At 58.6% G+C, this 25,759-nt stretch carries 26 protein-coding genes; 4 read left to right on the top strand and 22 right to left on the bottom strand.

All coding sequences use genetic code 11. The features are described 5' to 3' along the window. Nucleotides 1-29 precede the first annotated feature (29 nt). Together AC2FJF_RS16595 and AC2FJF_RS16590 are read right to left on the bottom strand one after the other, a co-directional pair. Entirely contained in the window at nucleotides 30-551 is a 522-nt protein-coding gene (locus AC2FJF_RS16595) for a helix-turn-helix transcriptional regulator (RefSeq protein WP_109313601.1), read from the bottom strand. A gap of 23 nt (nucleotides 552-574) precedes the next feature. Further along, nucleotides 575-847 carry a PepSY domain-containing protein gene (locus AC2FJF_RS16590; protein WP_496726368.1) on the bottom strand — a complete coding sequence of 91 codons (273 nt, stop codon included), beginning with the start codon at nucleotides 845-847 and terminating at the stop codon, nucleotides 575-577. Between the two features lie 235 nt (nucleotides 848-1,082). On the opposite strand from AC2FJF_RS16590, the gene AC2FJF_RS16585 reads away from it, so the two are divergent. Further along, nucleotides 1,083-1,718: a DUF1326 domain-containing protein gene (locus AC2FJF_RS16585; protein WP_496726367.1), complete on the top strand. Its 636-nt coding sequence runs from the start codon at nucleotides 1,083-1,085 to the stop codon at nucleotides 1,716-1,718. A gap of 30 nt (nucleotides 1,719-1,748) precedes the next feature. On the opposite strand, the gene AC2FJF_RS16580 is transcribed toward AC2FJF_RS16585, so the two are convergent. The 5 genes from AC2FJF_RS16580 to AC2FJF_RS16560 all read right to left on the bottom strand — a co-directional run bounded on the left by AC2FJF_RS16580 (nucleotide 1,749) and on the right by AC2FJF_RS16560 (nucleotide 5,996). After that, nucleotides 1,749-2,234, bottom strand: a complete 486-nt coding sequence (locus tag AC2FJF_RS16580) for a PACE efflux transporter (protein WP_496726366.1) — start codon at nucleotides 2,232-2,234, stop codon at nucleotides 1,749-1,751. A 258-nt stretch (nucleotides 2,235-2,492) separates the two neighbouring features. Beyond that, nucleotides 2,493-4,643 (bottom strand): polyribonucleotide nucleotidyltransferase, encoded by a 2,151-nt coding sequence (gene pnp / locus AC2FJF_RS16575; RefSeq protein WP_496726365.1) that lies wholly within the window; start codon nucleotides 4,641-4,643, stop codon nucleotides 2,493-2,495. A 231-nt stretch (nucleotides 4,644-4,874) separates the two neighbouring features. Then, nucleotides 4,875-5,243, bottom strand: coding sequence for a DUF1761 family protein (locus AC2FJF_RS16570; protein WP_496726364.1), 369 nt, complete (start codon nucleotides 5,241-5,243; stop codon nucleotides 4,875-4,877). Next, a complete protein-coding gene (locus tag AC2FJF_RS16565) occupies nucleotides 5,240-5,662 on the bottom strand; it encodes an SRPBCC family protein (RefSeq protein WP_496726363.1) in 423 nt (140 codons plus the stop codon). Before AC2FJF_RS16565 ends, AC2FJF_RS16570 begins: the two co-directional genes overlap by 4 nt. Beyond that, a complete protein-coding gene (locus AC2FJF_RS16560; RefSeq protein WP_496726362.1) occupies nucleotides 5,643-5,996 on the bottom strand; it encodes an ArsR/SmtB family transcription factor in 354 nt (117 codons plus the stop codon). The genes AC2FJF_RS16565 and AC2FJF_RS16560 overlap by 20 nt, the downstream gene beginning before the upstream one ends. Before the next feature lie 292 nt (nucleotides 5,997-6,288). On the opposite strand from AC2FJF_RS16560, the gene AC2FJF_RS16555 reads away from it, so the two are divergent. Next, nucleotides 6,289-7,890 (top strand): BCCT family transporter, encoded by a 1,602-nt coding sequence (locus AC2FJF_RS16555; RefSeq protein WP_058277077.1) that lies wholly within the window; start codon nucleotides 6,289-6,291, stop codon nucleotides 7,888-7,890. 123 nt (nucleotides 7,891-8,013) lie between these two features. Here AC2FJF_RS16555 and AC2FJF_RS16550 read toward each other — a convergent pair whose 3' ends face one another. The 4 genes from AC2FJF_RS16550 to AC2FJF_RS16535 are packed head-to-tail and all read right to left on the bottom strand — an operon-like array spanning nucleotide 8,014 to nucleotide 15,606. Beyond that, nucleotides 8,014-9,339, bottom strand: a complete 1,326-nt coding sequence (locus AC2FJF_RS16550) for an aspartate aminotransferase family protein (RefSeq protein WP_496726361.1) — start codon at nucleotides 9,337-9,339, stop codon at nucleotides 8,014-8,016. Beyond that, a complete protein-coding gene (locus AC2FJF_RS16545; RefSeq protein WP_496726360.1) occupies nucleotides 9,336-11,714 on the bottom strand; it encodes a GcvT family protein in 2,379 nt (792 codons plus the stop codon). Before AC2FJF_RS16545 ends, AC2FJF_RS16550 begins: the two co-directional genes overlap by 4 nt. Continuing rightward, a complete protein-coding gene (locus AC2FJF_RS16540) occupies nucleotides 11,711-14,077 on the bottom strand; it encodes a GcvT family protein (RefSeq protein ID WP_496726359.1) in 2,367 nt (788 codons plus the stop codon). Before AC2FJF_RS16540 ends, AC2FJF_RS16545 begins: the two co-directional genes overlap by 4 nt. Further along, nucleotides 14,077-15,606 carry a trimethylamine methyltransferase family protein gene (locus AC2FJF_RS16535; RefSeq protein WP_496726358.1) on the bottom strand — a complete coding sequence of 510 codons (1,530 nt, stop codon included), beginning with the start codon at nucleotides 15,604-15,606 and terminating at the stop codon, nucleotides 14,077-14,079. The genes AC2FJF_RS16540 and AC2FJF_RS16535 overlap by 1 nt, the downstream gene beginning before the upstream one ends. Before the next feature lie 80 nt (nucleotides 15,607-15,686). Between AC2FJF_RS16535 and AC2FJF_RS16530 the strand changes: the two genes are divergently transcribed. Continuing rightward, nucleotides 15,687-16,655: a LysR family transcriptional regulator gene (locus AC2FJF_RS16530; protein WP_496726357.1), complete on the top strand. Its 969-nt coding sequence runs from the start codon at nucleotides 15,687-15,689 to the stop codon at nucleotides 16,653-16,655. Nucleotides 16,656-16,700: 45 nt separating this feature from the next. Here AC2FJF_RS16530 and AC2FJF_RS16525 read toward each other — a convergent pair whose 3' ends face one another. The 7 genes from AC2FJF_RS16525 to rbfA all read right to left on the bottom strand — a co-directional run bounded on the left by AC2FJF_RS16525 (nucleotide 16,701) and on the right by rbfA (nucleotide 21,488). Continuing rightward, nucleotides 16,701-17,291, bottom strand: coding sequence for a VOC family protein (locus tag AC2FJF_RS16525; protein ID WP_496726356.1), 591 nt, complete (start codon nucleotides 17,289-17,291; stop codon nucleotides 16,701-16,703). 59 nt (nucleotides 17,292-17,350) lie between these two features. After that, entirely contained in the window at nucleotides 17,351-17,620 is a 270-nt protein-coding gene (gene rpsO / locus AC2FJF_RS16520; protein WP_039543122.1) for a 30S ribosomal protein S15, read from the bottom strand. A gap of 144 nt (nucleotides 17,621-17,764) precedes the next feature. Further along, nucleotides 17,765-18,772, bottom strand: a complete 1,008-nt coding sequence (locus AC2FJF_RS16515; RefSeq protein WP_496726355.1) for a calcium-binding protein — start codon at nucleotides 18,770-18,772, stop codon at nucleotides 17,765-17,767. Between the two features lie 95 nt (nucleotides 18,773-18,867). Further along, complete coding sequence (locus AC2FJF_RS16510; RefSeq protein ID WP_058277070.1) at nucleotides 18,868-19,371, bottom strand: DUF1643 domain-containing protein; 504 nt, start codon at nucleotides 19,369-19,371, stop codon at nucleotides 18,868-18,870. A gap of 21 nt (nucleotides 19,372-19,392) precedes the next feature. Next, nucleotides 19,393-20,298: a tRNA pseudouridine(55) synthase TruB gene (truB, locus tag AC2FJF_RS16505; protein WP_496726354.1), complete on the bottom strand. Its 906-nt coding sequence runs from the start codon at nucleotides 20,296-20,298 to the stop codon at nucleotides 19,393-19,395. Between the two features lie 60 nt (nucleotides 20,299-20,358). Further along, nucleotides 20,359-21,096 carry a phosphodiester glycosidase family protein gene (locus tag AC2FJF_RS16500; protein WP_496726353.1) on the bottom strand — a complete coding sequence of 246 codons (738 nt, stop codon included), beginning with the start codon at nucleotides 21,094-21,096 and terminating at the stop codon, nucleotides 20,359-20,361. Continuing rightward, on the bottom strand, nucleotides 21,093-21,488 hold the full coding sequence (gene rbfA, locus AC2FJF_RS16495; RefSeq protein WP_058274960.1) for a 30S ribosome-binding factor RbfA: 396 nt from the start codon (nucleotides 21,486-21,488) through the stop codon (nucleotides 21,093-21,095). Before rbfA ends, AC2FJF_RS16500 begins: the two co-directional genes overlap by 4 nt. A gap of 91 nt (nucleotides 21,489-21,579) precedes the next feature. Between rbfA and dapB the strand changes: the two genes are divergently transcribed. Next, nucleotides 21,580-22,389: a 4-hydroxy-tetrahydrodipicolinate reductase gene (dapB, locus tag AC2FJF_RS16490; RefSeq protein ID WP_496726352.1), complete on the top strand. Its 810-nt coding sequence runs from the start codon at nucleotides 21,580-21,582 to the stop codon at nucleotides 22,387-22,389. Between the two features lie 6 nt (nucleotides 22,390-22,395). Here the strand turns inward: dapB and AC2FJF_RS16485 are convergent, their stop codons facing one another. The 4 genes from AC2FJF_RS16485 to tmpA form a co-directional block, all read right to left on the bottom strand. Then, nucleotides 22,396-23,253 (bottom strand): hypothetical protein, encoded by an 858-nt coding sequence (locus AC2FJF_RS16485; protein WP_496726351.1) that lies wholly within the window; start codon nucleotides 23,251-23,253, stop codon nucleotides 22,396-22,398. Between the two features lie 107 nt (nucleotides 23,254-23,360). Further along, nucleotides 23,361-24,029, bottom strand: coding sequence for an ureidoglycolate lyase (locus AC2FJF_RS16480; protein ID WP_496726350.1), 669 nt, complete (start codon nucleotides 24,027-24,029; stop codon nucleotides 23,361-23,363). Beyond that, nucleotides 24,026-24,616, bottom strand: a complete 591-nt coding sequence (gene tmpB / locus AC2FJF_RS16475; protein ID WP_496726349.1) for a (R)-1-hydroxy-2-trimethylaminoethylphosphonate oxygenase — start codon at nucleotides 24,614-24,616, stop codon at nucleotides 24,026-24,028. Before tmpB ends, AC2FJF_RS16480 begins: the two co-directional genes overlap by 4 nt. Then, nucleotides 24,613-25,749 carry a 2-trimethylaminoethylphosphonate dioxygenase gene (gene tmpA, locus AC2FJF_RS16470; protein ID WP_496726348.1) on the bottom strand — a complete coding sequence of 379 codons (1,137 nt, stop codon included), beginning with the start codon at nucleotides 25,747-25,749 and terminating at the stop codon, nucleotides 24,613-24,615. Before tmpA ends, tmpB begins: the two co-directional genes overlap by 4 nt. Between the last annotated feature and the right edge of the window lie 10 nt (nucleotides 25,750-25,759).

Here is a 25,759-nt window from a genome sequence, read left to right as displayed (position 1 = left end):
AGCACCGAGCTAACACTTTGGTTCACGGTCTATGTGGTCGAATTCGACCTTTCGGAACTGTTTGTCAGCAAAGGTTCGGAAAGCAGCTCATCGATGAAGTAGCTCAGCAATTGCACGCGTCCCGTAACTCCTGCCTTGCGATACACCGCTGCGCATTGCGCTTTGACCGTGCCTTCTTTGGTTTGCCGCAATGTCGCGATGTCCGCAATTGACAGACCCTTGATAGACAACAGGGCAACGTCGCGCTCAGCATCACTCAGGTTCCACTCAGTGAATTGAGAGGCAATGAGTTGAGCAAACGCGCCCTGCGCGACACTCAGCTGTCGCTGCATGTCGCGCACACGCCTGTTCTGGGACCTGATCAGTGCAATCGTTGCGGCAAGTCCGCCGATCAATGCCAGCGCCAGAACCAGTTCGAAACTATGCAGGTGGCGAAAGCCCGCGCTTTCCCCACCGGTCCAGTCCAACATCGCGTCGGTCACGAAAAAGGCGGCGCAGACGGCCTGCACCACCAGAAGGAGCCAAAGCAATGACGTTTGTGAAAGCTTCATGAGGCTCCTGAGGGTTCGTCGGGTCAGTCATCGTCCTGTTCGAGTTCGATGGCAGTTACCACGCCGTCGGTCTCGGACACGACAAGTTCAGTTTCTACACCATCTTTGATGAGTTCAACCTCGATCTCACCGTCTTCGAATTCGATCTCTTCAATCTGGTATCCCTGCGCCTCTAGGGTCGTGCGGATATCGGCCTCACTGGTGCCCAATTTGTCGCCCAGTCCGACATTGGCCAGTGCAAGAACCGGCGCTGTTGCAATCAATCCGGTCAGTGTCAGCAGTTTCAAGGTTTCCATTTTACATCTCCTTTTTGTGTCTCGGTGACGGGATGGAACTGGGGGCAAGCCGAGTGCGCTGCGATTGGCTTTTGGTTGAAACGCAGGGAATTGGACCAAGGTTTATCCCGGAAAATGCGGATTCAGGTCGCCTGGTTCTGCATTTGCCCGAATTGTGCTAGGGTTATGCGGGGGAAATCTACAGGCATTTAAACACGGCGTCGGGCGTTCAGACTGTGTAAAACAGGAGAAGACGATGGAATTCACAGATTGGTACGTTGAAGGCGAAGCATTCGGGAACTGCAATTGCGGCTATGCCTGCCCTTGCCAGTTCGAAGAATTACCAACCCATGGAAATTGCCGCGGCTTTGAGGTGCTTGAGGTTTCCAAAGGGCATTTTGGCGACACCGACCTTGCTGGCACAAAAGCTGCGCTGATCTACGCCTGGCCCGGCCCGATCTTTGAGGGCGGCGGCCAGATGCAGGTGATCATCGACCCAAGCGCCTCGGAAGCGCAACGGGTCGCATTGGAAAAAGTCTTTCACGGTGAAGAGACCGAGGAAATGGCAACCCACTGGCATGTATTCCGCACGATGTGCGACACCGTTCACGAGACCCTGTATGTGCCGATTGATTTTGAGATGGACATGGATGGGCGCACCGCCAAAGTCTCAATCGGTGAGGTGCTGAGCTCAACCGGCCGTCCCATCGAGGCCCCACATGGTGGTGGCCCGCATCGTGTACGGATCGACATTCCCGGTGGTATAGAATTCACCCTGGCCGAGATTGGCAGTGCATCGACCAAGGCAGATGCGGCGATCAAACTGGATTTGAACGACAGTTATGGGCAGTGGCATGTGATGAAACACGGGCCGTCTGGCGTGGCGCACTGACGTTCTGGGTATTTGACTTGTCAGCAAGGATCAGGCTGCAGCGGCTTCACCAGTCAGATGTTCGCTTTGGCCAGCTTCGTTCTTTTCCAAGCTTGGCTTAATCGGCCGCACGCGATCATAGATGATGTGGAACAGGTAGGTGTAAACCGTATAAGTCAGTGTCAGACCGACATTGAGCGCAAGCGCTGATCCCAGAGAATGCCCACCAACCATCATCAAAAGTGGGCAGGTGATCATGACTGCCGTAACCTCATGCAATGTGGCATGAAGAACGCGCACCGATTGGGGGCGTTTGCAGGCCAACCGAGCCGTTTTGCCCCGCTCAATCAGATCGAATATAGTATTGAAGATCGGGCACCAGATCATGATCACAATCGATAGCATGGCGATCATAGCGAACCCGTGCACCATCGATGCGCCGGTCAAATAAGCGTATACGGGTGAGACAAAAGCGATCCCGATCAGCTCGAAGCTGCCGGTCTGGATGACGCGTTCCTTGAAGGTCCTCAGGGTCATGTCACGCCTTTCAAAACACAGGATCACCGTTCGGCCGAGCGGATTGCCCGGCTGCTGAAATACGGGTGGTCTTAAGGGATGGATTGCTTCCCTAGCGTAACCTTTCATGAAGAAATACATCTGACTGTGAACTCGCACACATTCAGATATTTATGGCAATAATTGACCGATCCGTCCTTGGCTGGGCGGTCATAGCTCGAAACGAAAAAAGGCCCCGGCGTTTCCACCGGGGCCTTGATCAATTGAAAGAAGAACAGATTACTCTGCGCTTTCCTCTTTCTTTTCTTTCTTCTCGGGCACGATCTCTTCGCCGGTTTCCTGATCGACGACTTTCATCGACAGGCGGACCTTGCCGCGGTCGTCAAAGCCCAGCAGCTTGACCTTTACTTCCTGACCTTCCTTCAGAACATCCGACGGATGGTTCAGGCGGCGGTTTTCGATCTGAGACACGTGGACCAGACCGTCGCGCTTGCCAAAGAAGTTCACGAAGGCGCCGAAGTCGACGATCTTGACCACTTTACCGGTGTAGATCTGACCTTCTTCCGGCTCGGCGACGATCGAGTGGATCATCTCATAGGCCTTCTTGATCGATTCACCATCGGGCGAGGCGATCTTGATGACGCCGTCGTCGTTGATGTCGACCTTGGCACCCGAAACCTCAACGATCTCGCGGATGACCTTACCGCCCGAGCCGATCACTTCGCGGATCTTGTCGGTCGGAATATTCATGGTTTCGATGCGCGGGGCGTGGACCGAGAAATCGTTGGTCTCGGACAAGGCTTTGCCCATCTCACCCAGAATGTGCATCCGGCCGTCCTTGGCTTGCGCCAGGGCTTTCTCCATGATCTCGGGCGTGATGCCTGCAACCTTAATATCCATCTGCAGCGAGGTGATGCCGTTTTCGGTACCTGCAACTTTGAAATCCATGTCGCCCAGGTGGTCTTCGTCACCCAGAATGTCCGACAGGATGGCATATTTGCCGTCATCTTCCAGGATCAGGCCCATGGCCACACCGGCAACGGCTGATTTCAGCGGAACACCCGCATCCATCATCGACAGCGAACCGCCGCAGACAGACGCCATCGAGCTGGAGCCGTTGGATTCAGTGATCTCCGAAACGATACGGATCGTGTAGGGGAAGTCGGTCGCCGCAGGCAGAACCGCCTGTAAGGCGCGCCATGCCAGCTTGCCGTGGCCGATCTCGCGACGGCCAGGGCCCATGACCCGGCCAACTTCACCAACCGAATACGGAGGGAAGTTATAGTGCAGCAGGAAGTTAGATTTGAAGTTGCCATGCAGCGCGTCGATGAACTGCTCATCGTCGCCGGTGCCCAGCGTGGTCACGGCCAGCGCCTGCGTTTCACCGCGGGTGAACAGGGCGGAACCGTGAGTTCGGGGCAGCATCGAGGTTTCTGCAACAATCGAACGGATGTCGGTGGTCGAACGACCGTCGATCCGCTTGCCGCCTTTGACAACGTCACCGCGCAGGATACCTGCTTCCAGCTTCTTCATCGCAGAGCTAAGATTGCCGTCTTCCAGTTGCTCTTCGGTCAGCGCTTCTTTGATCGCGGCACGCGCTTCGGCAACAGCGGCAGTGCGCTCTTGCTTGTCGGTGATTGCGAAGGCGGCGCGCATCTGCTCTTCACCGGCTGCTTTGACAGCGGCGGACAGCTCCGAATAGTCAGGCGCTTGGAAGTCAAACGGCTCTTTCGCGGCGTCTTCGGCCAGTGCGATGATCAGGTCGATCACAGGCTGAATCTGCTCATGCGCGAATTTGACCGCACCCAGCATTTCGGCCTCAGAGAGCTCGTAGGCTTCCGATTCAACCATCATCACGGCGTCTTTGGTGCCGGCAACAACCAGGTCCAGGCGCTGTTCAGGGTTCAGGCGCAGGTCCTGCATGTCATCGACGGTCGGGTTCAGAATGTATTCACCGTCCTCAAAACCAACGCGGGCACCGGCGATCGGACCCATGAACGGCGCGCCGGAAATAGTCAGCGCAGCCGAGGCAGCGATCATCGCAACCATGTCGGGGTCGTTGACCAGATCGTGGGACAGCACGGTGCACATCACCAGAACTTCGTTTTTGAAGCCGTCAACGAACAGCGGGCGGATCGGACGGTCGATCAGACGCGCAGTCAGCGTCTCTTTTTCGGTCGGGCGTGCCTCGCGCTTGAAGAAGCCACCCGGAACCTTACCGGCGGCATAGTATTTTTCCTGATAGTGGACGGTCAGAGGGAAAAAGTCCTGACCCGGTTTTTGCTGCCGTGCAAAGGTCACGTTCGCCATGACGCTGGTTTCGCCCAGTGTCGCGATCACGCTGCCGTCGGCCTGACGGGCAACCTTGCCGGTTTCCAGTGTGAGCGTCTCTTCGCCCCACTGCATAGATTTTTTCGTTACATCAAACATATGCGTATCCTAGATGGGAGCACTCCCGCCCCTGCGGGTCTCCCGTTTGCATGGCGGCCCCATTGCCGCCGATCCCATTTTAGCTTTCGTCTGAGTGCCGGGATCAGGGCACAACGTCTCAGATACCGCGCGCATACATGAGATTGGTGTAGAAGGAAAGGGGAACCGCGCAGGGCCGGTGAAGGACTGCGCAGCCTACGCCCGATCCATTTTGGACCGGGCCAGAGCCGTTCAAAAGAGTGCGTGCGCGAGGATCATCACCACGCCGCATCCCAGAGCATAGCCAGTGTCGACCATGATCGCGAACACGCTTTTTTGCGCCCAGGCCCCGACCGAGGCCGTCTGCGCCGCCACTGCAAGGATGGCCAGAAGGGCGACGCCCAGGCTGTTGGTGGTTTCGGTGAGCGCGATCACGGTGGCCAGCAAGATCAGGAACACGATCTGAGCGGCCATCTGAGGCAATGGCGGCGATTCCGGCGGTGTCGGATCGATCCGCGTTCCTTCGGCCCAGCGTTTCTGGAATCCGACCGGTCCATAGACCAGCCATCCCAGCAGAAAGGCCGCGATCACCCCCGCTGCAAGGGCCAGCCAGTTGATCATAGCGCTGTCTCCAGCGCTGCAAGGATCGCAGTCCATCCGCCCTCATGATTGTCGCGGCTTTCCTGTGATGGGAATCGGACGTGATGCAGTCGCAATTCGGTCCCTGCATCGGTTGGCGTGAAATTCAGCGTCACGGTGGAATCATCCTGACTGTACGGAGAGTTCCAAGTAAATTGAAGCCGGTTCGGGCGGTCGATGACCTTGTATTCGCCCTCATGTGGCAGGTCACCCGCTTCGGGTGCACGCATGATGATCTTGAACCGTCCACCGACCTTTGCATCGGAATGCGCCTCTGGCACCGTCATACCCGGCCCCGGCAGCATGAATTTGGCCAGCATATCCGGGTTCAGCCAGGCGTCGAACACCTTTTCGGGTGGGTGCGGGATTGCGCGTGTAATTTCAAGTGACAGATCCGTCATCTTCTGGGTCCTCCAAAGCAGTTTCCAAAGCGTCGAGCCGAAGCGCCCAGATCGAACGCAAACCGGCAAACCATTCATCCACGGCTGACAAGGGATCCATTTGAACCTCGATCAAATGCTCGCGCCATTCCGTCCGGCGCCGCACCAATTCGGCGTTTTCCAACACCTTGATGTGCTTGGATACCGAATTGAGGCTCATATCGAATTGCCGCGCGATGTCCGTCACCCGCAAGGGTCCCTGCTGCGCAAGCATCGTCAGGATCGCACGGCGGGTTGGGTCGGACGCGGCCTTCAATATCGCGCTCAAATCAGAGCGGCTCTCTCGTTCAACCATATGGATGAATTACACCCTTCTTCTGCTTCAGTCAACCATTTGGGTGAATAACACGGATAAAGCCCCTTGGCCAGAAGTTGGGACCAATGATCCCGGTGCCGTCCAAAGTCGTTTATCAAGTTAGATAAATTCACTAACGGGAATGCGTTTGGTGAAATTATGTCGTCAGTGTAAGCTGTTATCACGAAGCCCGCGGTCGAATTGACGGAGAAGCGCCAAGGGACAAAATCTCGTTTCCGTCCGCTGGTCGAATACCTTGGCGTTTGCACTTAGCGAACAGAAGGGCAGACGAATGGCACAAACCAAGAAAATGCTGGATCCGGACCCCCGGATTTACGACTTCGAGACCGAATACGAGCTTGGGCAAGACAACGTCCGGCCATTCGGTCTGGACATCCACAACCCGGTCTTTTTGATCTCGAGCATCCTGATCTTTGCGTTCGTTCTGATCGCTTTGGCCAACCAAGAGGGTACCGCGGCACTGTTTGGCTGGCTAAGACCATGGCTCACCAGCACGTTTGACTGGTTCCTGGTCCTGTCGGTCGACGCAATCACATTGTTCTGTCTTGTTCTGATCGTGCTGCCGGTTGGCAAGGTGCGGATCGGTGGCAAGGACGCAAAGCCCGACTATTCCTATGCCGGGTGGATTGCGATGATGTTCGCGGCTGGTATCGGCATCGGGCTGTTGTTCTTTGGAGTGATGGAGCCCGTCTATTACAATTTTGCCGAAGACGGCAACGCGGTGCCACTGGGCATCGACATCGCCGTTCCGGGCAATGAATATGCTGGAGTCGTCGGTACAATCCATCACTGGGGGCTGGAAGGCTGGGCGGTCTACGCCGCTGTTGGTCTAAGCCTGGCCATCTTTGCCTATAACCTTGATCTGCCCTTAACCCTGCGGTCGGCCTTCTACCCGATCCTGGGCGAACGCGTCTGGGGTTGGTGGGGCCACATCATCGATACCTTGGCTGTGTTTGCGACGCTCTTTGGCCTGACCACCTCGTTGGGTCTTGGTGCGCAGCAGGTTGCGGCGGGCCTGAATGAGGTGTTCGGCATCGAACCCAGCCCAACCGTCACAGTCCTGCTGATCATCGGTATCACGTTGATTGCGTTGGGTTCGGTCCTGATGGGGATGGATGCTGGCGTCAAACGGTTGAGTGAAATCAACATGATCATGGCCGTCGGCCTGTTTATCTTCGTGATTGTTGTTACTGGCGTCGGCACGGCCATCGCACGGTATTTCAACGTGATGGTGGATTATGTGTACCACCTGCCGGCGCTGTCGAACCCGTTCGGACGCGAAGACACCAGTTACTTCCACGGCTGGACGACCTTCTATTGGGCCTGGTGGATCGCATGGTCGCCTTTTGTGGGCATGTTCATCGCCCGCATCTCAAAAGGTCGCACAGTGCGCGAGTTCATCCTTTGCGCCCTGCTCGCACCAACGGCTGTTTGTGCCTTGTGGATGTCGACCTTTGGCGGTGCCGCCATCGACATGTTGAACGCAGGTGGAGCCGAAGGTGTGCGTGCCACAGTGATCGACAGCTACGCCCCTGAAGGTGCCCTGTTCGGATTCCTCAAGGAGCTGCCGCTTTACAGTATTGTTGCGCCAATCGCCCTGGTCCTGATCGTGGTGTTCTTTGTCACCTCGTCGGATTCCGGTTCGCTGGTGATCGACACGATTACTGCGGGTGGCAAGATGGACGCACCGGTGGTTCAGCGGGTGTTCTGGTGCACTTTGGAAGGTCTGGTCGCCATTGCGCTGTTGCTTGGCGGGGGCCTCTCTGCACTGCAAGGTGCTGCGGTTTCGACAGGTATCCCGTTCACCTTGGTGGTTCTGATCATGTGCTACTGCTTGTGGCTGGCGCTGAAATCAGAAAAAGCTAAGATGTAGGGCCTTGATCCGATACATTCTGGACGCCCGCCTTTTGGCGGGCGTTCTTTTGCCGCCGGACAACCGAAAACGCCCGGAAACTTCGCGGAGAAAAAGCAAGGCACAGGCTAGAGGCCCTGAAGCTTAAACTTCTGCGACACTCACAGCAGTTTCGAGCGCTTGATCAAGACTGTTCGCCACCTGATCCACGTCGTCCAACGACAAACACAGCGGTGGCACCATCCGTAGGCATTGTTGAAACGGGCCGGACTTTGACAGGATAATTCCTTGTGCGCGGCAGGCTTCGAAAACTTCTGTGGTCATGTCCTTGTCCGGCGTTTTGCTATCCCGGTCTTTCACGAATTCCAGCGCAAGCATAAGGCCTTTCCCGCGAACATCGCCGATGACCTGATACTTGTCTTTCAAGCCATGCAGCCTTTCCAGCAAGGCGGCCCCTACAACGCGGGCGTTTTCCTGCAACCCTTCGTCCCGCATGACAGCAAGAACCGCACGGGCTGCGGCAGCCGAGGTCGGGTTGGCCCCATAGGTGTGGAACATGAACCTTTCCGCCATCGGTTCCGCAATATGTTTCTTGGCCACAACCGCCCCGATCGGGAAGCCATTTCCAAGACCTTTTGCCATGACGACGATGTCGGGTACGACGCCGTCCGCTTCGAACCCCCAGAAGTTTTCGCCAGTGCGGCCAAAGCCCGACTGCACCTCGTCCGCGATATAAAGACCTCCTTCCGCGCGCACGCGTTTGGCTGCGCCGGACATATAACCGGGCGGCATTTCGATGATGCCACCATAGCCCTGCACGCTTTCGACAAAGATGCCCGCCACATTGCCGGATGTGGCTGTGGCGATGGTGCGATCGATCTCATCCAGATAGGGCTGCGTGCCCGGCCCAAAGATGCCGCGGTATTGATTGGGTTCCGGCACAAAGGCCACGTTGCCGGGCATGCCCGGGTGACGCCAGCCCGAGATACCGGTAATCGACTGCGCCGCAGCCGTTGGCCCGTGATATGCGGTGCGCAGCGCAAGTAAATCCAGATTGCCTGTGTAAGTGCGCGCCATGGTCATCGCCAGATCAACCGCTTCGGATCCGGAGTTGGTCAGATGCACCACCCAGTCATGTCCTTTGGGCATCGTCGCGGCCAGTTCTTCGGCCAGATGTGCTGGTGTCGGGTGGTAGAACATTGTCGTGCAGTGGGTCAGTTCCTGCGCCTGTGCTGCTGCCGCCGCCACCACGCGCGGGTGCGAGTGCCCGACCGAGATACAGACATTCATGCCCAGCAGATCGGTGTATTTCCGACCATCCGTATCCCAAAGGTATTGTCCCTGACCTTTCTTGAAAACGATAGGTTCGCGAAACGGTGTGAACCGCGTTAGTGAGGCAGCATAGTACTGGTCCCGTCGCGCGGCGGTGTTCGAAAAGTCCCAGTCGGTGTGAAGGGCGTGGTCGGTCATTCGGAACCTCCGGTTTTCAAGCGTGAGTTTTCGGGGTCAAAGGGAGCCTTTGGCAGGATGGTTGCCGCACGATGCTGGCCCAGTATTGAGATGGTCAGCCCGTCTCGCGCGGTCTGGTCGCGCAGATAGGCCAGGGCCAGAACTTTTCCGGTCCGGTGGCCATAGGCACCCGAGGTGGCGATCCCAACGGGCAGATCGTCTTTCCAGATCGTGTGGGAGTAGAACGGGTCAATCTCACCGGCCTCGACCTCAAGCAGCACCATATCCCACGTGTTGTCTCGGCCCAGTCCGTGGCGCAGGTCCTTGCGGACAAACGGGGTCAGACCGGCCTCAAGCGGGCTGCGTTCGGTCGTCAGGTCACTGCCCCAACCGCGATACCCTTTTTCAAGGCGCATGGAGTTTGCTGCATAGGCCCCATAGAACCCAAGACCAAGCGGTTTGGCGACCTCTTCCAGCGTCGTGAAAAGCTGCACGGCATTTTCTTTGGCCACATGCAATTCCCAGCCACATTCGCCCAGATAAGACACCCGCAGAGCGCGCAGGGAAATCCCGCCTACATGGGTCTCTTGCGCGGTGAGCCAGGGCATATGGTTCAACTCGGGCAACACATCGGCGGATTTGGGTCCCATGACGCCGATAACTGCCAGATCCTCAGACACGTTTCGAACGGTGACGTCAAAGCCTTTGGCAACCTGTGTCAGAAGATCCTGGTCGATCTGCTCGGCCGCGGCGGCGCTGGTCAGATAGGCGTGATCCTCGGCCAAGCGTGTGACGGTGAACTCTGACAATACGCCGCCTTTGGGTGTCAGCGCATGGGTCAGGCCGATCCGGCCCGGCTGGATGGCGCGGTTTGCGCCCAATGCTTGTAGGAAGGCCGCGATATCGGGGCCGGTGACGTCGAATTTCGAAAACACCGACAGGTCGCCCATGGCGACGCGGTTGTGCGCGGCCTCGACCTCTTGCGCCACGGGTTCGAACCAATTGGCGCGACGGAAGGTTTCGTCGGCGACTGCTCCGGGTGTGTCCGAGAACCAGTTTGGACGTTCCCACCCATAGGCCGCACCCATCACCGCGCCGCGTTCGACCATTAGGTCATGCAGTGGAGACAGGCGCAGACCGCGCCCGGCGGGGCGTTCTTCGTGCGGATAGTGCACGCCGAATTGCAGGCCGAAGCACTCGACGGCCTTGGCCACGCGATAATCACGATCAGCCCAGGACCCAAAGCGGCGCGAGTCCACGGCCAGCGCATCCATCGGCGGCGCGCCGTGGGTCATCCAATGCGCAAGGAACCAGCCCGCGCCGCCGCCTTCCATGACGCCCATCGACGAGCCGGTCAAAAGCCACGCGTTTTGAAGCCCATGCGCAGGCCCGATCAGCGGATTGGCGTCGGGCGTGAACGTGATCGGGCCGTTAATCACCGATTTTACACCACCGGTTTCCAGCGCCGGAATCCGATCCATCGCGGCCATGATGATATGTTCCACACTGTCCAGATCCGGCGGCATCAGATCCGCGCCAAACTCCGGTGGCACACCATCGACCGACCAGACCTTGGCGTCTTTTTCATACGGCCCAAGGATCAGCCCATCGCGTTCCTGCCGCACATACCAGCTTTCTTCGGGGTCGCGGATGATCGGCAGCTCTGGCAATCCCTCTTTGATCCGAGATGACACGGCCTCCACCGTGTCCGTCACCAGATATTGGTGCAGCACCGGAACAGACGGGATGTTGAGGCCCATCATATGCCCGATTTCCCAACCCCAGGTGCCTGCAGCGTTGACTACGTGGGTGGTTTCGATGATCTCTTTCGCGGTCTCGATCCGCCAATGGTCCTGCTGACGCTCAATCGCGGTGACCGCGCAGTTGCGCATGATCCGCGCCCCGCCCCGCCGGGCAACCTCGGCCATCGCGTGGGTTGCCAGCGTAGGGTCTACATGGCCGTCATCGGGTTCATAGATCCCCCCGATCAGCCCATCCAGTTTGGCCAGAGGGAACAGCTCGGCGATGCGCTCGGGCGTCAGCACCTCCAGCGGGTAACCGGTGAATTCGGACAGACCGGCCACATGGCGGAACTCGTCCATTCGGTCGGGGTTGCGTGTGATCCGCATCGCACCCGAGCGGTGAAAGCCGCAATCGCGTCCTGTTTCCTGCGGAAGTATATCGCGGTAAAGCCGAACAGAGGCAGCACGCAATTCCTGAATGGTGGGATTATGCGCGAAATGAGTACACAGTCCCGCCGCATGCCAGGTCGATCCGTGGGTCAGGTCGTTTTTCTCGACCAGCAGAACATCGGACCAGCCAGCCTTGACCAGATGATACATCAGCGACACGCCCATGGCCCCGCCGCCGATGATAGTAACCTGCGCCTTGATCATGCGCGCATCCTTTCGCCTGAGGGATCAAAGGGTGGGCGTCGCAAGGGCTGCGCGGGATAGTCCTGCCCGGCGACCCGAACCGTGAATTTTCGATCGCATGTCTGGGCCAACGTCTCGCCCGGTTGGACCGCGACCATGGCAAAACACAGGTTCAGCCCCGTACGCGGCCCGCGCCCGCCCGAGGTTGTCAGCCCCACATGGGTGCCATGCTCGAACACCGGTTCGTCATGCAGCATCAGGGCATTGCCGTGAACCTGCAGAAGGATCAGGCGCTGTTGCAAGCCGTTGGACTTTTGCTGTTCCAGCGCCGCTTTGCCCTGAAACTCCTTGTCCCAGTCGATGGTGAACCCCAGGCCGGCTTCCAGCGGAGTGATCTTGGGGCCAAGTTCATGCCCCCAGTGTTTGAAACCCTTCTCCAACCGGCAGGCATCCACCGCATAGTGACCCAGCGGGCGCGCGTCTGCCTTGTGGAGGGTGTCGAACAGCTGAGGGGCCTGCGCGTTGGGTACGGTTAGTTCCCAGCCCAATTCTCCGACAAAACTAACGCGCGTGCCGCGGCAAGTAATGCCTGCCATTTCGGCGGTGGCGGTATAGCCAAATGCCATTTCTGGTAGGCTGCCAAGACCCTGTAGCAGCGTCCGGCTGCCACCTCCCATTACACCGATTGTGCAGAATGCTTCGGTCACATCCCTGACAGACACATCGCCCTTCAAATGCCTGCGCAGGAACATCAGATCGCGCATCCGCGTGGCAGCGCCTGAAGTCAGATGAAACGCATCCCGACCCAACCGCGTGATGGTCACATCCATTTCGATCCCACCGCGCGCGTTGAGTATCTGCGTATAGACAGCCCGACCAATGGGCACGTCCATCTGCGCGGTCGTCAGGCGGTTCAATGAACCCAGAGCATCCGGTCCGGTGATGTCGAGCTTGGTAAAAGGGCTCAGATCAATCAACACGGTGCCCTCATCCATGACCGCCGCTTCGGCTCTGGCCAGCGGCCACCACCGCTGATCCGCCACCGAATAGTCCTGCGCCGGACCATAGTATATTCCGCGTTCCCAACCGGCAGTCAGGCCGAAATGCGCCCCGGCCTTAGCCCAGCAATCGTGCAGCGCGGTGGTGCGCAGACCTCTGCCTGATTTGGGCTGTTTATATGGCCAGTGAAGGGCAAAAAGATCAGCAACCGCCTCTTCCATTCGGTCGGCCATGTGTTCGGTGCTGGCTGTGGCGGGGTCGGCCCGGGCGACATCGACCTCCCACATATCCATCGAGGGGTGGCCGTCGACCATCCAATCTGCCAGCGCCCGTCCAATCCCCGCCGAGGACATGACCCCGACCGAGTTCATTCCCGCAGCGACAAACAGACCATTGACCGATGTTTCGCCTACAAGGGGTCTCGTGTCGGCCGTGAAACTCTCGGGGCCGTTCATGAAATGCTGGATGCCGACCCTTTCAAGGCTGGGGCAAAGCTCTAACGCCGCCTCCATGAAAGGGGCGAACTGGTGCCAGTCTTCAGCCAGTTCAAGGAAAGGTCGGTCTCCTTCGGGGCCGTAGGCATCCCAACATTTCGCATTGGGTTCAAAGCCACCAATGACCAGTTTGCCCGCGTCGCCCTTGATGTAGATGCCTCGATCCAGATCCCGGATCACTGGAAATGGGTTCGGCAGGTCGGGGATGGGTTCGGTGACCACATACATGTGCTCGACCGCCTGCAAGGGCAGCGCTACGCCAACATTTGCAGCCAGTTCGCGGGACCAGGCACCGGTGGCCAGAACGACCTGATCGGCGTCCAATTCGGTTCCATCAGCAAGAGTAACGCCGGTGATGCGCCCACCCTTTTTACGCAGTGACTGAACACTGGTGTTCTCGCGTATCGTCACCCTGCGATCCCGTGCGCCCTTGGCATAGGCCATGCACAGATCGACCGGGTTCACATTGGCATCTTCGGGCACATAAAGCGCGCCCACATGGTTGTTCAGATCGAGCTGTGGCAGAGGCACGTCCGAGGCGGCGATCACTCGCGGCGTCAGACCCTGAGTCTGGCCCAGATCAGAAATCCTGCGAAGCTCATCCAGGCGGGCGGGGTCGCGTGCCAGCCAATAACCGGACGTGCGGCGATATCCTGTGGACATGCCGGTCTCGGCCTCAAGGGCGGGGAAAACCTTAAGTGCCGCCATGGCCAATTGGGTCATATTTGGCGTCGCGCGTAGTGGGCCGACAATTCCAGCCGCATGCCAGGACGTGCCCGAGGTCAGCTGATTGCGTTCCAGAACCGTGACGTCACTCGAACCGCGCTTGGCCAGATGGTAGGCTAGGCTAAGGCCGATGGCGCCACCACCGATGATCAAAATGCGGCTCATCAAAAGTAATCCTGATCAGGTTTCTCGGCCTTGCGCTGCGCGATGTAGTCCTGCAGCGCGGCGTCGATGTCGGGATCGAGACCGGGGTCTTCGTAAGCGTCCAGCCGTTCCTTCCAGATTGCATTGGCGCGTGTCGCGGCGTCCAACTCTCCAGCCGCGTGCCATTGCTCGAATGAATTGTCGTCCGGGGTCCAGGGACGAAACAGCGCAGACATGAAATTGGCCTGCGTATGCTCGGAACCGAGGAAATGCTGTCCCGGACCGGTCGACGCAATAGCTTCCATTGCCTGGGCATTCTCGCTCATGTCGATGCCATCGAAGAACCGACCGATCTTGCCGCACAGATCATGATCCAGGATTGTCTTTTCGAACGAAGTCACCAAGCCGCCTTCAAGCCATCCAGTGGCGTGGTTGATCAGATTGGCGCCCGCGAACATCGACATCATCAACCCCCATGCGGCCTCTTGCTGGCTTTGGCCGTCCGGAACTTTTGAGGCGCTGAGCGTGCCAACCGTGTGCAGCGGCACCCCCAGCCTGCGGGCAAGCTGACCGGCAGCTAATACCATCAACCCGGCCTCGGGCGTGCCAAAGGTCGGTGCCCCGGATTTCATCGACATGGTTGAGGCAAAACTGCCCATCATGCAGGGTGCCCCGGGGTTTATCAGTTGGGTCAACGTCATCGCTGCCATGGTCTCGGCCAACACCTGAGCCAACGTCCCGGCAACGGTAGACGGCGACATGGCCCCGGTCAGAACCCAAGGGGTGCAAGCGACCGGTTGCCCGGCCCGGGCATAGGTTTTCAGCGCGCCCGACATGTGACTGTCCATCACCAACGGCGCGTTTGTATTCGAGACACAATACAGGGCGGCGTTTTCCGCCACGAAATCATCACCGAACACAATCCGTGCCATGTCGATTGCGTGGCCCGCGCGTTCGGCCCCGATAAAGGCCCCCATAAAGGCGCGGTCAGAATGGCGAATATGACCATAAAGCATGTCGAGATGGCGTTTATTGGCCGGTAAATCCACCGGCTCGCAAACCACGCCGCCCGAATGATGCAACCAGGGCAGGCTGTGATGCAGCTTGACCAGATCAACGAAATCCTGATGCGAGGCATAGCGCCGCCCGCGGTCCAGATCGTGCACAAAGGGCGGACCCCAAGCCGGACATAGCACGCTGGCATCGCCGCCCAGCTGAACGTTGTTGGCCGGGTTTCGGGCATGTTGAACGAACTGAGCCGGCGCTGTTGCCATGATCGTTTTGCGGCAGAACCCCGGCGTGAACCGCACACGCGAGCCATCTACGTCACAGCCTGCATCGGCAAAAATGCCTAGAATCTCTGGGTCGTCCTGAAACTCCATCCCGGTTTCGGCAAGGATGGTATCCGCATTGGCCTCGATCTGTTCCAACCCTGCCTCGCTGAGGACATTGAAGGTCGAAAGCTTGCGCAGAATAAACGGCGCGCGCGCCTCGGGAAGAGTGCGAGGTCCAGCGGCCCTGCGGCGTCGAGATGAGCGCGAACGTGTCATGGCCAAAGCGTTGACCGAGTGCTTGACGTAAACCAAGAAAATTCCAACAGTATAAAAATTATTTATACTAAGGATGAGCAATGCTGGATCATCGTAAACTCTCACCAAGTCTGATGCGTTCACTTGAGGTCTTCGTCGCCGTTGCGGAAACGGGTCAGATGCGGGCGGGCGCAAAACTTCTGAATCTGTCGCAGCCAGCAGCGTCCCAGCACGTCACAGCGCTGGAAAAGGCATTCGGCACTGTGCTTTTGGACCGCAGTACGCGTCCGGCGCGGCTGACCTATGCGGGTGCGCGTTTGCATGGAAGAGCGCAGAAAATTCTAGATGCACTTTCCGACATGGAAACGGAACTGCGCCACGTTGGCCAGAAATCCCTGACGCTGCTGCGGGTCGGCATTCAAGCCTCGATCGCCACGACGCTGACGCCCTCTTTGGTCGATTTCGCGCAGCGTGAGTTCAATGTCGAAGATATTACCCTGCATGCTGGCCAAAGCGGCAACCATGAACACCTGCTGCGGACGAAACAAGCGGACCTCGCGATCACATCAAATCCGTTTCTGGATATGGATGGCTTGGAGCGTCATCACGTTCTGACCGAAAGATACCTTCTGGTTCTTCCCGATGCATATGACGGCCCGACAGACAGCCTAGAGGCGATCCAAACGCGGCTTCCTCTGGTGCGGTTCGGAGATACAACCAACGCGGGCCGCCAGATTGCGCAGCATCTGCGCCGATTGCGGTTTGAGCCCGACAAGGTCATCCAGGCGGACCGCTCCAGCATGGTTACGTCCTGTGTTTCTGCAGGTCAGGGGTTCAGCCTTTTGACGCCAACACTGCTGATCGATGGTCTGGTTGAGAATATGAGCCTGCAGTTGAAAGATCTTCCGGTCTCGGGCCTTTCGCGCACTTTGACAATTGTCGCCAGAAAGGAAGAGCTTCAGAGCTTTCCGGAGGCGCTTGCAGATATGTCCAGGCAGAAATTGGTGCAGCGCATCACCGGCCACATGGGCGACATCGGAGCAAAAAGCGTAGAGTACGATATGGTCTAGCGCGCCGTCACAAGCTGAACAGCGCGGGGAACTTCGGGCTCAGGTTCAGCCCAAAGTCGCTACCTGTTGGTGAACTTCGACAACATTGCCTTCGGGGTCGCGAAAGAACACTTGGTGCCACTCTTTCGAAAAGGCTGTGCCATAGTCCGAATAAGGAACCGCGTTTTCATCAAGTATCCTCAGGACCGCGGCAAGGTCATCCGTTCGGAACGCGATGTGTCCGCGGCTCACTGGATTGATGACCTGATCATTTTTAAAAGCGACGTCAAAGTCCCGTTCTGCCAGATGCATCTGCATGTTGCCGTCCGTTGCAAAGCGGATCTGGCCGTCATAACCGGCGTCTTCGGTTGCTTCAGAGCGCGGGAAATTCTGCTGCGGAATATCACCCAAACCCAAGACGTTTGTATAAAAGTCGTGTAGGCGGTCAACGTCGTCTGCCACCAGGTTAATATGATGAAATTCCAGCTTCATTTGGTTCCATTTTACTTGTCGTAACACACTGGATGTGTGCTTGGGGGACTGATGTATTGCGCAGCTGTTGATCAGGTCCCGGGATAGTGCCGACAGAGTTAGTGAACTGCAAGCCGGATTGAGCCCCACCATACCGCTACTTTGAGCGCGCGTTCCCTGATCCAACAAAAAACGCCCGCCAATTAGGGCGGGCGTCTAAAATCCAAAAGCGGCAGAAACCGGTATTAGCGGCGGATGCCCAGCTTTTTGATCAGATCCTGATAGCGCGCTTCTTCTTTGCCCTTCAGGTAGTCCAGCAGCTTACGGCGCTGGGCGACCATTTTCAGCAGACCGCGACGACCGTGGTTGTCTTTTTTGTGGGTCTTGAAGTGCTCGGTCAGGGTGGTGATGCGCGAGGTCAGGATGGCAACCTGGACTTCTGGCGAACCGGTGTCGCCGTCCTTGGTGCCGAATTCTTTCATGACGCGTGCTTTTTCAGCGGCAGTAATCGACATCGGGGTCTCCTTTAAAAGGTTAGAGTTGATGGCGCAGGCCGGGATGTCGTCCAGCACAGGCCCATGGAGAAAACCGCACTGATTCCGATGCGGATGGGCGCGTATAAGCGGATTTCAAGCAAATGGCAAAGGGATTCTATTGCTTCAACTCAGCGCATTGAGCTGCGATAGTTCCTGACCGTTGATCAGTTGGATATCGTCCAGGGTCAACCCTTTGGCACCCAGCAGTTGGGCGACGTCTTGTCCGTCGACCATGATACGGGTCAGGTTTTCGTTTTCAGCGTCTGTTTCAATGTTGATCTCCGGATATTCCTCGCCTTCCCACGAGATCAACAGCTTGTCCTGCCCGGGTTCAAAATCCATGACCTTGACGGCATCGTCATCCTCCTCGGGGTTCAGGTGGATGCTGTCAGCGCCTTCGCCTCCGGTCACGATGTCACCGCTATGGGCAGCTATAATGTCGTCGCCGGCACCGCCATTCAGAAAATCCACGGAGTCTTCGTTTTCGCCGTCCTCACCGGTCAGCACGTCGTCACCGTCGCCGCCAAACAAGACGTCTTCACCTGCGCCACCAGCAAGCTCATCGTCGCCATAGCCCCCATGCAGCGCATCCTCGCCCGCGCCTCCTGTCAGCGTGTCGTTGTCCTGACCGCCGTACAAATCGTCATCCCCATCGCCGCCGTCCAGCCTGTCGTCGCCGAAATGACCAAAAATCTTGTCGTCGCCATCATCACCGGACAGGACGTCATCGTTACTTTCGCCATGCAAAACATCATCGCCTTCGCCGCCCTGGATTGTATCAACGCCAACGCCGCCATGCAGAGTGTCATCGCCCATGCCCCCCAGCACAGTGTCGTCGCCACCGTAGCCGTTGATCTGGTCGTCGCCATCTTGCCCGGTCAGAATGTTTGTGTCGTCGTCCCCGGCCACAACCAAATCGCCTTCGAATTCTGAGACTATGGTCCCAGTCGAGGCCTCTTCGACTTTGTCGATGGTTTCATCAATCTCGAGATAACTGCCGTCAGAGATCTCTTGCGGTTCATCTTCGATGATCTCGTCTTCTTCGGTGTCGTCGTCAGCCTCGATAATACCGCCCATCGCATAGGCTGCTCCGCCCATTGCGGCCAGGCTCAGCAATCCGAACAGAAACATGGCAACCCTCCGAGAACGCACTGCTCCGAGGGTGAAATATCCCATATGATCAGTCAGTTGGTCAAAGCCAAGCTGAACTTGTGGTTAACCGTTGATCACCAAGGTTCGGGCTGTTGGGTATAGGCGATGTAAAGCGGGTGTTTGGGATGCCCGCCCTTGGTCAGCCCCAGATGAAACAGCGGCTGCCTGGTGTCGCGCAGAAGGGTTTCAACTGCAGGGCCACGGTCCAGATGCGCGCCATGGGTGCCCCAGGCGGCGATGACTTGATCGGCCCATTGCACGCCGTCCAGAATAGCCGCGTCGTTCTCGGGTCCTACCGGGTCGGCAGCAGCGCGCATCTTGCGCGGGTCCGTGTCGCGCCATGCGAAGATGTTGGTTACCTGAAACGCTCCGAACCCCAGCGCCCGCGCTCGGCGCTCGCAGCGTTCCACCGTCGGGTCGTTCTGAACTTCGGTCGCGGTTGACGGGTTCAGCATCACGAACAGAGCTTTGCGCCCCGCAGGATCCCAGATACGGGTCAGGCTATAGCGATATTTCTCGCAGTCGGAATAGATGGCGGTCGAGGGCGCGTCGCCCTTGGTGTGCGTTCGGGTAATCATGCCCTTCGCCTAGCACGTGGCTTAGGTAACGAACACCCGGCTGGGGTGCAATTCGCCCGATTTGTAGATCCCTACCGCCACGGCCTTGCCGTCCAGCGAAGCCCAGGCTTCATCGCCGTATTCCACGTCCGAGGCCAGAACCATGCCCGGGTTTCCGTTGCGCAGGCGGGTTGCGCCTTCGGGTGTGCATTTCAATTCAGGCAGATCGGCGAGGCCGGTTTCCAGCGGGTGCAGGTAGTCGTCCAGCGCAGTGGTCTTTGCCATCTCGTCGATCTTTTCGATGCTCAACCCGTCTTCGACATCGAATGGGCCGGACCAGATGCGGCGCAGTTCCCGAACGTGTCCGTGGCATCCCAGCGCCGCGCCCAGATCGCGGGCGATTGAGCGGACATAGCCGCCCTTGCCGCAGGTCATTTCCAGCGTCACGTGGTCTTCGTCGGGGCGGTCGACCAAAATCAACTCCTCAACCCATAGCGGACGTGCGGCCAATTCCACATCTTCGCCATCGCGGGCCAGCTTGTAGGCGCGCTGGCCGTCGATTTTCACGGCCGAGAACTTGGGTGGGACCTGCATGATATCACCCAGAAACGGGGCCAGTGCTTGTTTGATATCGTCATCCGATGGGCGCGCATCGCTGCTCGCAATCACTTCGCCTTCGGCATCATCGGTATTGGTGGCCTGACCCAAACGCACGGTGAATGTGTAGGCTTTCAACGCATCGGTGATGTAGGGAACGGTCTTGGTCGCCTCACCTAGTGCCACGGCCAGTACGCCAGTCGCTTCGGGGTCCAGTGTGCCCGCATGGCCCGCCTTCTTGGCATCCATCGCCCAGCGTACCTTGTTGACTACTGCAGTCGAGGTCATGCCCGCGGGCTTATCCACCACCAGCCAACCGGAAATGTCGCGACCCTTGCGTTTGCGTCCCATTCTACACCCTGAATCTTGCCGAGGCGCGCGACCTAACGGATCGTTCTGCCACTGTCAATTTCAGGGCGTATCTTCGACCACACCTACAATAGGGCCTAGCGAAAACCCGACATCCGACCGATTGCCCGCGCGTTCATACATCCGAGAGATATTGCCGTCGAAGAACAGGGCATTCGGGGTATCCAGTACATCGCGGAACAAGCTGCCGAACTCGTGAAAGGTGACATAGTCATCCGAGATCGCGAATACCGCCCGTGTCCCATCCGCGTTGGTACCAACGCCGTTGCGCACATAGCGCGAGGTCGAATCGGGCAAGAAGCGCGGGTGCAGTTCACCGTCTATGACCAGCATCGGGCCGGATTGCGTGGCGAAACGGCATTGCGGAGCCTGATCAACATATTCCAAGGTTTCGAAGACGTCGGCACGGCCCTCGCGGATGCAAAACACCCCGTTCGGCAGCAAGCCGAAATTGCCTGGACCGGCATTCGGGATCACGCGCATCTGTTCCTGACCGCCTTCGACATAATGCCCAACGGGCGAGCGGTCGTCATGATACATACCCGCGTTCATGGCAAATGCCAGTCGCTTTCCCTGTGGGGCCAGTGCCTCGTTCACAGATGAGAAATGGCCCAGCACGTCGCCTTCTTCATCATTGAGAAATAAACGCAGCTCTTCGCCTGCGGCATCCACCTCACATACGGTGTACCGCTTGTCCTCATGGGTCACCTTTTCGCACGTAACCGCAGAGGCTTGCGCGGCCCAGAAGACCGCGCCCAAAATGACAAATGCGCGGATCACTCGTCCAGATCGCGGCGCACCGCGTCCTGATCGAACATGCGGCGGGTGTCATCCATTCGGTCAAACGTGTCATCCAGCCGGAACCGCAGATCGGGTGAGAATTTCAGACCGACCTTCTTGCCGACCGCCCGCCGCAATTCACCCTTGTTGCGGGCCAGCAGCGCGATCACATCCTCCTGCCCCTTGCCGCCCAAGGGCAACACATAGGCGGTGGCGATCTTCAGATCGGGCGAGGTGCGCACCTCACCCACGGTGATTGACATGCGGTTCAGGTCGGGGTCGTGGACATCTCCGCGCGCCAGAACCTCGGACAGGGTGCGGCGGATCAGTTCGCCGACACGGAGTTGTCGTTGGGACGGGCCGGGGCCATCGTGGAATTTGTTCTTTGCCATATCCCCGATCTAAGCCCAAAGCAGGGCTTTGCCAAGCGGGCGCGAACCGGGTAGGAGGCTTTGAGCCGAATTCAACAAAAGGACCAGCGCAATGACCCATATTCCGGGGATCGTCATCACAGGGGCTTCGGGCCGTATGGGGCAGATGCTGATCAAAACCGTGACGGACAGCGATCAGGCGCGTTTGGTCGGTGTGGTTGAGCGGACTGGCCATGACTGGATCGGTCAGGATGTGGGCGAGGCGATGGGCGGTCAGGCGCTGGGCGTCACCGTCACAGACGACCCGCTAGAGGCGTTTTCGCAGGCGCAGGCGGTGATTGACTTTACTGCGCCCGAGGCGACATTGGAGTTTGCCGCACTGGCCGCGCAGGCACGTTGTGTGCATGTGATCGGCACCACTGGCATGTCGGATGAACAGATCGCCGCGCTGGAACCAGCCTCACGCCATGCAGTCATCGTGCGCGCGGGGAACATGAGTCTTGGCGTCAATCTGCTGGTGCAACTGACCAAGAAAGTCGCGGCTGCACTGGATGAGGATTTCGACATCGAAGTGATCGAAGGGCACCATCACCACAAGGTCGACGCCCCGTCGGGCACAGCATTGATGCTGGGCGAGGCCGCTGCCGAAGGGCGCGGCGTGAAGCTGGAAGATGTGTCTGACCGGGGCCGCGACGGCATCACCGGCGCGCGCAAGCGGGGCGACATCGGCTTCCACGCCATTCGCGGCGGCGACATTGTGGGCGAGCACGACGTCCTGTTCGCCGCCCCCGGAGAGCGCATCGTCCTGCGCCATTTGGCCACCGACCGCGCCATCTTTGCCCGTGGCGCTTTGAAGGCGGCACTGTGGGGGCAGGGCAAAGCGCCTGGTCAGTATGACATGGTGGATGTGCTGGGACTTTAAGCGCCCCTAGCGGAACGCCGCAAGACCGGGCGGTTCGGCGCCCTCGTCCTCGATCCTGGAAAACAGTGCGCCTAGTCGCTGATCCCAGGTCGGGTATTGGCCTGTACGCGCATAAGTCAGGCGTTCGGCCCCTATGGATATGCCAAGGGGTGCTGCCTGCCCGCCAATCACAACCTCACCGATTTCGGTCCAGTTGTCCGACGGCGGGTAAGCGGTGGGGGCCGTTTCATCCGTGCCGCCCAGCCGATAGTAGACGCCCATTGTCACAAGGTACTCATCACCAAACGGGTCGGGGAAGAAAAAGCCCGAGGCATCGCGTGAAGCCAATGCCTCGGCCTCATCGCGCAACAGAACCTTTTCGGTGAATGGTAAGCCTAACGCGTCCAGCACTGGGCGCATGTCATCGGCTTGCGGCACACTGACAAAAGCGATGCGGGACGGGTCGAGGTCAAAGCTTTGAGTCAGAATTTGCATCATCAGCCGGGTCATGGCTTGCCCATCAGCATCAGCGGGATGACAGCCGACCTCGTGAAACATCGGCAACACGTCTGCGCGTGATTTTTCATCAACGTCCGCGACGCGCGCCAGCGGCTGAATCACATAAGCACCCGAAGGGAGAACGGACTGATCGAAATCATGCCGCAATCCGCCGTTATAGTCGTCGACCCCCGAGGCCAGCGACAGGGACTCAGCCTCATTAAAACCAAGCTCGGAGAACGCGGTTCTCAGTTGATTGAGCGTGTTTGCGAACTCCTGTTCGAACGTGTCATTCTGGTCAGTGGCAGCAGCCCCGACGCCCGGAAACAGCGTTCCGACCGTTGCTGCGGTTCCAAGCTGAACCACTCGACGCCTATTCAATCCCATCAGAGCCCTCCCCTTTTGAGTTGGACACTGTCGAGCGTATCACAGATGTGGCCGCCAACGGTTAAGGGATTGTGAAAATGCGCGATACTGGCGTTTTGCCCTGTACTTCATAGGTCCTTGATTTTGTCGACCCGGAGCGGGCAGGCAAGGTAAACTCCGAACTCCTTGCCGATATCGGCGCTGACACGGGCGTGAACCTTGCCTTGCCGGTCGAGGAAACGCTGGTTGTCTTCGACGGGGAATATCCCTTCGTGCCAGATGCCGGGATGAATATAGAGGCCACGCGTACCATCACACCAGAAAGCCACCACCTTATCTGGCGTCAGGTTGTCGCCGGGCAGCGCGACAGGCACGATGAAGGGCTTGTTGTCCAGCGGCCAGAACATCTGCCCGCCATCGGGGTGGTAGTTCATGTGCCACAGTAGAACCTGATCGCGCGGTGCCGTCTGCAGGTCGGTCTGCGCCTGTTGTGGATCAGCGGACCAACCCAGAACATAGTGGCCTTTGACGGCCTCGTTCTCACCATAAAGCACGTCACCCTGCCAATCGCATTTGAACGTGCCTTCGACCCAGCCGCCCTCGTCGCCGGTTCCTTCGTCAATCTGGCGCCAGCCTTGTTGGGGCCAGCGAGCGATTTCAATCTCGAAGGTATCGGGGTCATCAACCAGACAGCCATAGCTTTTGACCGACGTGTCCGTGGCCCGGATCAGCGGAACCTCGTGCCACGGCAGTGACGGTTTCGAGCTGGCCTCGAAGATGTATTCCGGTGCACTCATGACGCCCCCAGATGCCTGTCGACCATGCGCTGCACCATCGGTGCGAAATGGGCGAAATCGGGGGTTTCCATGTCAGCCCGTTTGCCCGCCTCGTCCAAATAGCGCACCTGAATGATCTCTTTCAGGTTTGGGTTGCTCTCGAATTCAGCGACCTCTTCAGCGCTCATCGGCCCGCCCTGCAATTCCAGCGTATGGACCGAGGCGGCGGAGAGACGGTTGAAATACTCAGGCTTGGTCGCGCAGAGATACCGTTTGGCCGCCACGTGATAGCGGCAGCAATCGGTAATGACCGAGGGGAAGAACTGTTCCAGCACTTCGGCACCCGCATCCTCATGGTGGCGGTCTTCGGTATCGTCCGGGTGGTAGGTGCCGAACTCGGACGTGAAATGTCCGATATCGTGCAGCAATGCACCGACGATGATTTCCTCGGGCTGGCCGTTCTGCTCGGCGATCGTTGCACCTTGCAACATGTGTTCAGCCATGGTGACGGGCTCACCCAGATATTCCTCACCGCCGCGGCGATCGAAGATATCGCCGATGAAAGCCACGATATTGTCCCGGCTCAGGGTTGAGAAATCGGGCTTCATTCTGCGGCCTCCGGCTGGGCCATCTCCATCGCGGCCAGCGTGGACAGCAGCCCGTCCTTGTCGGCGTAGCAACCTTGCAGCCAGCGTGAGCCCGCACCGGAATAGCCCAGACGCGCGTGCAGCACGCGGGTGTTGTCGACGATGAAGCTCTCACCCGGTTCCAGCTTGAACGACACGCCCATGGCTGGATCGTCGATGATCTCGCCCAATTGACGATAGGCGGCGTAGTAGGCCTCCATCTGGTCAAAGGGCACGTCGACGAACGGCGCGGATGAGCGATTGTTGAACCGGATACCGACCAATTCACCATCGGGCGATAGCTCGATCATCGGGCGGCGTGAGCGCAGGCAGATACCGTCCGAGCCCTTGTATTCGAACCGGGCGGGATAGCCTGCCAGCAAGGCAAAACCTTCCGGGTTCTGTTCGTGCAGTTTTTCAGCGGCGCGGAAGCCGTCAACCACGATGGAATCACCACCCTCGGCACTGTTTTCCAGGCAATACAGAATTTGCAGCGTCGGAACCGGATCACGATAGGGGTTGTCGGTATGCGCCTGCAGACCAAGGCCGGTATAGGCGAGGTTGGTCGGGTTCACCTCGGTCCGGACCTCAAAATAGGGGCCGTAGTTGGTTTGGCGGACATAGCCGAACAGATCAGCGACTTTCAGCAGGGATTCCGGCTCGGTCGGTCCGCCGGTCAACTTGGCAAAGCCGTATTCGGCCACCGCAGCCAGCCAGCCACGCTTGGCGACGGGATTGGCGTGGACCTCGTCCCAATCTGCGCTGGGCGCGTCGATGCCGCGTCCCCAGGTGGTGATGCCGGGAGCCGTCCGACCCATGGGGCGGTTTTGATCGCGGTCATAGCTGTGCTCGGCCAGCCAGTCGGCGGGAAAGGTGACAATCTTGCCTTCTGGCTGAAAGGTGACTGTCAGATCACCATTGCTGATTTCGGCGGCGCTGACCGAAATGTCTGAGGGGATATCGCCGATGGTGATCAGACGTTGGCCATTGCCGGGCGCGCGGGTTTCGGGGTCCAGCGCGTTGTCGCGTAGCCAGATGGCGTGAAAGCGAGCCTTTGTGCCGGTGTCGAATTCTACGGTCACAACCGAGGCGTCATGGGTGGCAAAGCGCAGCATGGGGGGTCTC

It is taken from the genome of Ruegeria sp. CDSB013 (assembly GCF_059611165.1).
The sequence above is the reverse complement of the archived record's forward strand: the minus strand, read 5'-3'. Positions and strand labels throughout refer to the sequence as shown.

Bases quoted from the DNA above. Each gene is read 5' to 3' on its own strand.
- AC2FJF_RS16480 (WP_496726350.1), bottom strand. From the start codon at position 24,029: ATGAGTGCACCGGAATACATCTTCGAGGCCAGCTCGAAACCGTCACTG.
- AC2FJF_RS16510 (WP_058277070.1), bottom strand. From the start codon at position 19,371: ATGATTACCCGAACGCACACCAAGGGCGACGCGCCCTCGACCGCCATC.
- AC2FJF_RS16545 (WP_496726360.1), bottom strand. From the start codon at position 11,714: ATGATCAAGGCGCAGGTTACTATCATCGGCGGCGGGGCCATGGGCGTG.
- dapB (WP_496726352.1), top strand. From the start codon at position 21,580: ATGACCCATATTCCGGGGATCGTCATCACAGGGGCTTCGGGCCGTATG.
- AC2FJF_RS16540 (WP_496726359.1), bottom strand. From the start codon at position 14,077: ATGAGCCGCATTTTGATCATCGGTGGTGGCGCCATCGGCCTTAGCCTA.
- AC2FJF_RS16570 (WP_496726364.1), bottom strand. From the start codon at position 5,243: ATGATCAACTGGCTGGCCCTTGCAGCGGGGGTGATCGCGGCCTTTCTG.
- AC2FJF_RS16535 (WP_496726358.1), bottom strand. From the start codon at position 15,606: ATGACACGTTCGCGCTCATCTCGACGCCGCAGGGCCGCTGGACCTCGC.
- rbfA (WP_058274960.1), bottom strand. From the start codon at position 21,488: ATGGCAAAGAACAAATTCCACGATGGCCCCGGCCCGTCCCAACGACAA.
- AC2FJF_RS16595 (WP_109313601.1), bottom strand. From the start codon at position 551: ATGAAGCTTTCACAAACGTCATTGCTTTGGCTCCTTCTGGTGGTGCAG.
- AC2FJF_RS16550 (WP_496726361.1), bottom strand. From the start codon at position 9,339: ATGACCGACCACGCCCTTCACACCGACTGGGACTTTTCGAACACCGCC.
- AC2FJF_RS16515 (WP_496726355.1), bottom strand. From the start codon at position 18,772: ATGTTTCTGTTCGGATTGCTGAGCCTGGCCGCAATGGGCGGAGCAGCC.
- AC2FJF_RS16590 (WP_496726368.1), bottom strand. From the start codon at position 847: ATGGAAACCTTGAAACTGCTGACACTGACCGGATTGATTGCAACAGCG.
- rpsO (WP_039543122.1), bottom strand. From the start codon at position 17,620: ATGTCGATTACTGCCGCTGAAAAAGCACGCGTCATGAAAGAATTCGGC.
- tmpB (WP_496726349.1), bottom strand. From the start codon at position 24,616: ATGAAGCCCGATTTCTCAACCCTGAGCCGGGACAATATCGTGGCTTTC.
- AC2FJF_RS16585 (WP_496726367.1), top strand. From the start codon at position 1,083: ATGGAATTCACAGATTGGTACGTTGAAGGCGAAGCATTCGGGAACTGC.
- truB (WP_496726354.1), bottom strand. From the start codon at position 20,298: ATGGGACGCAAACGCAAGGGTCGCGACATTTCCGGTTGGCTGGTGGTG.
- pnp (WP_496726365.1), bottom strand. From the start codon at position 4,643: ATGTTTGATGTAACGAAAAAATCTATGCAGTGGGGCGAAGAGACGCTC.
- AC2FJF_RS16555 (WP_058277077.1), top strand. From the start codon at position 6,289: ATGGCACAAACCAAGAAAATGCTGGATCCGGACCCCCGGATTTACGAC.
- AC2FJF_RS16530 (WP_496726357.1), top strand. From the start codon at position 15,687: ATGCTGGATCATCGTAAACTCTCACCAAGTCTGATGCGTTCACTTGAG.
- AC2FJF_RS16580 (WP_496726366.1), bottom strand. From the start codon at position 2,234: ATGACCCTGAGGACCTTCAAGGAACGCGTCATCCAGACCGGCAGCTTC.
- AC2FJF_RS16565 (WP_496726363.1), bottom strand. From the start codon at position 5,662: ATGACGGATCTGTCACTTGAAATTACACGCGCAATCCCGCACCCACCC.
- AC2FJF_RS16485 (WP_496726351.1), bottom strand. From the start codon at position 23,253: ATGGGATTGAATAGGCGTCGAGTGGTTCAGCTTGGAACCGCAGCAACG.
- tmpA (WP_496726348.1), bottom strand. From the start codon at position 25,749: ATGCTGCGCTTTGCCACCCATGACGCCTCGGTTGTGACCGTAGAATTC.
- AC2FJF_RS16560 (WP_496726362.1), bottom strand. From the start codon at position 5,996: ATGGTTGAACGAGAGAGCCGCTCTGATTTGAGCGCGATATTGAAGGCC.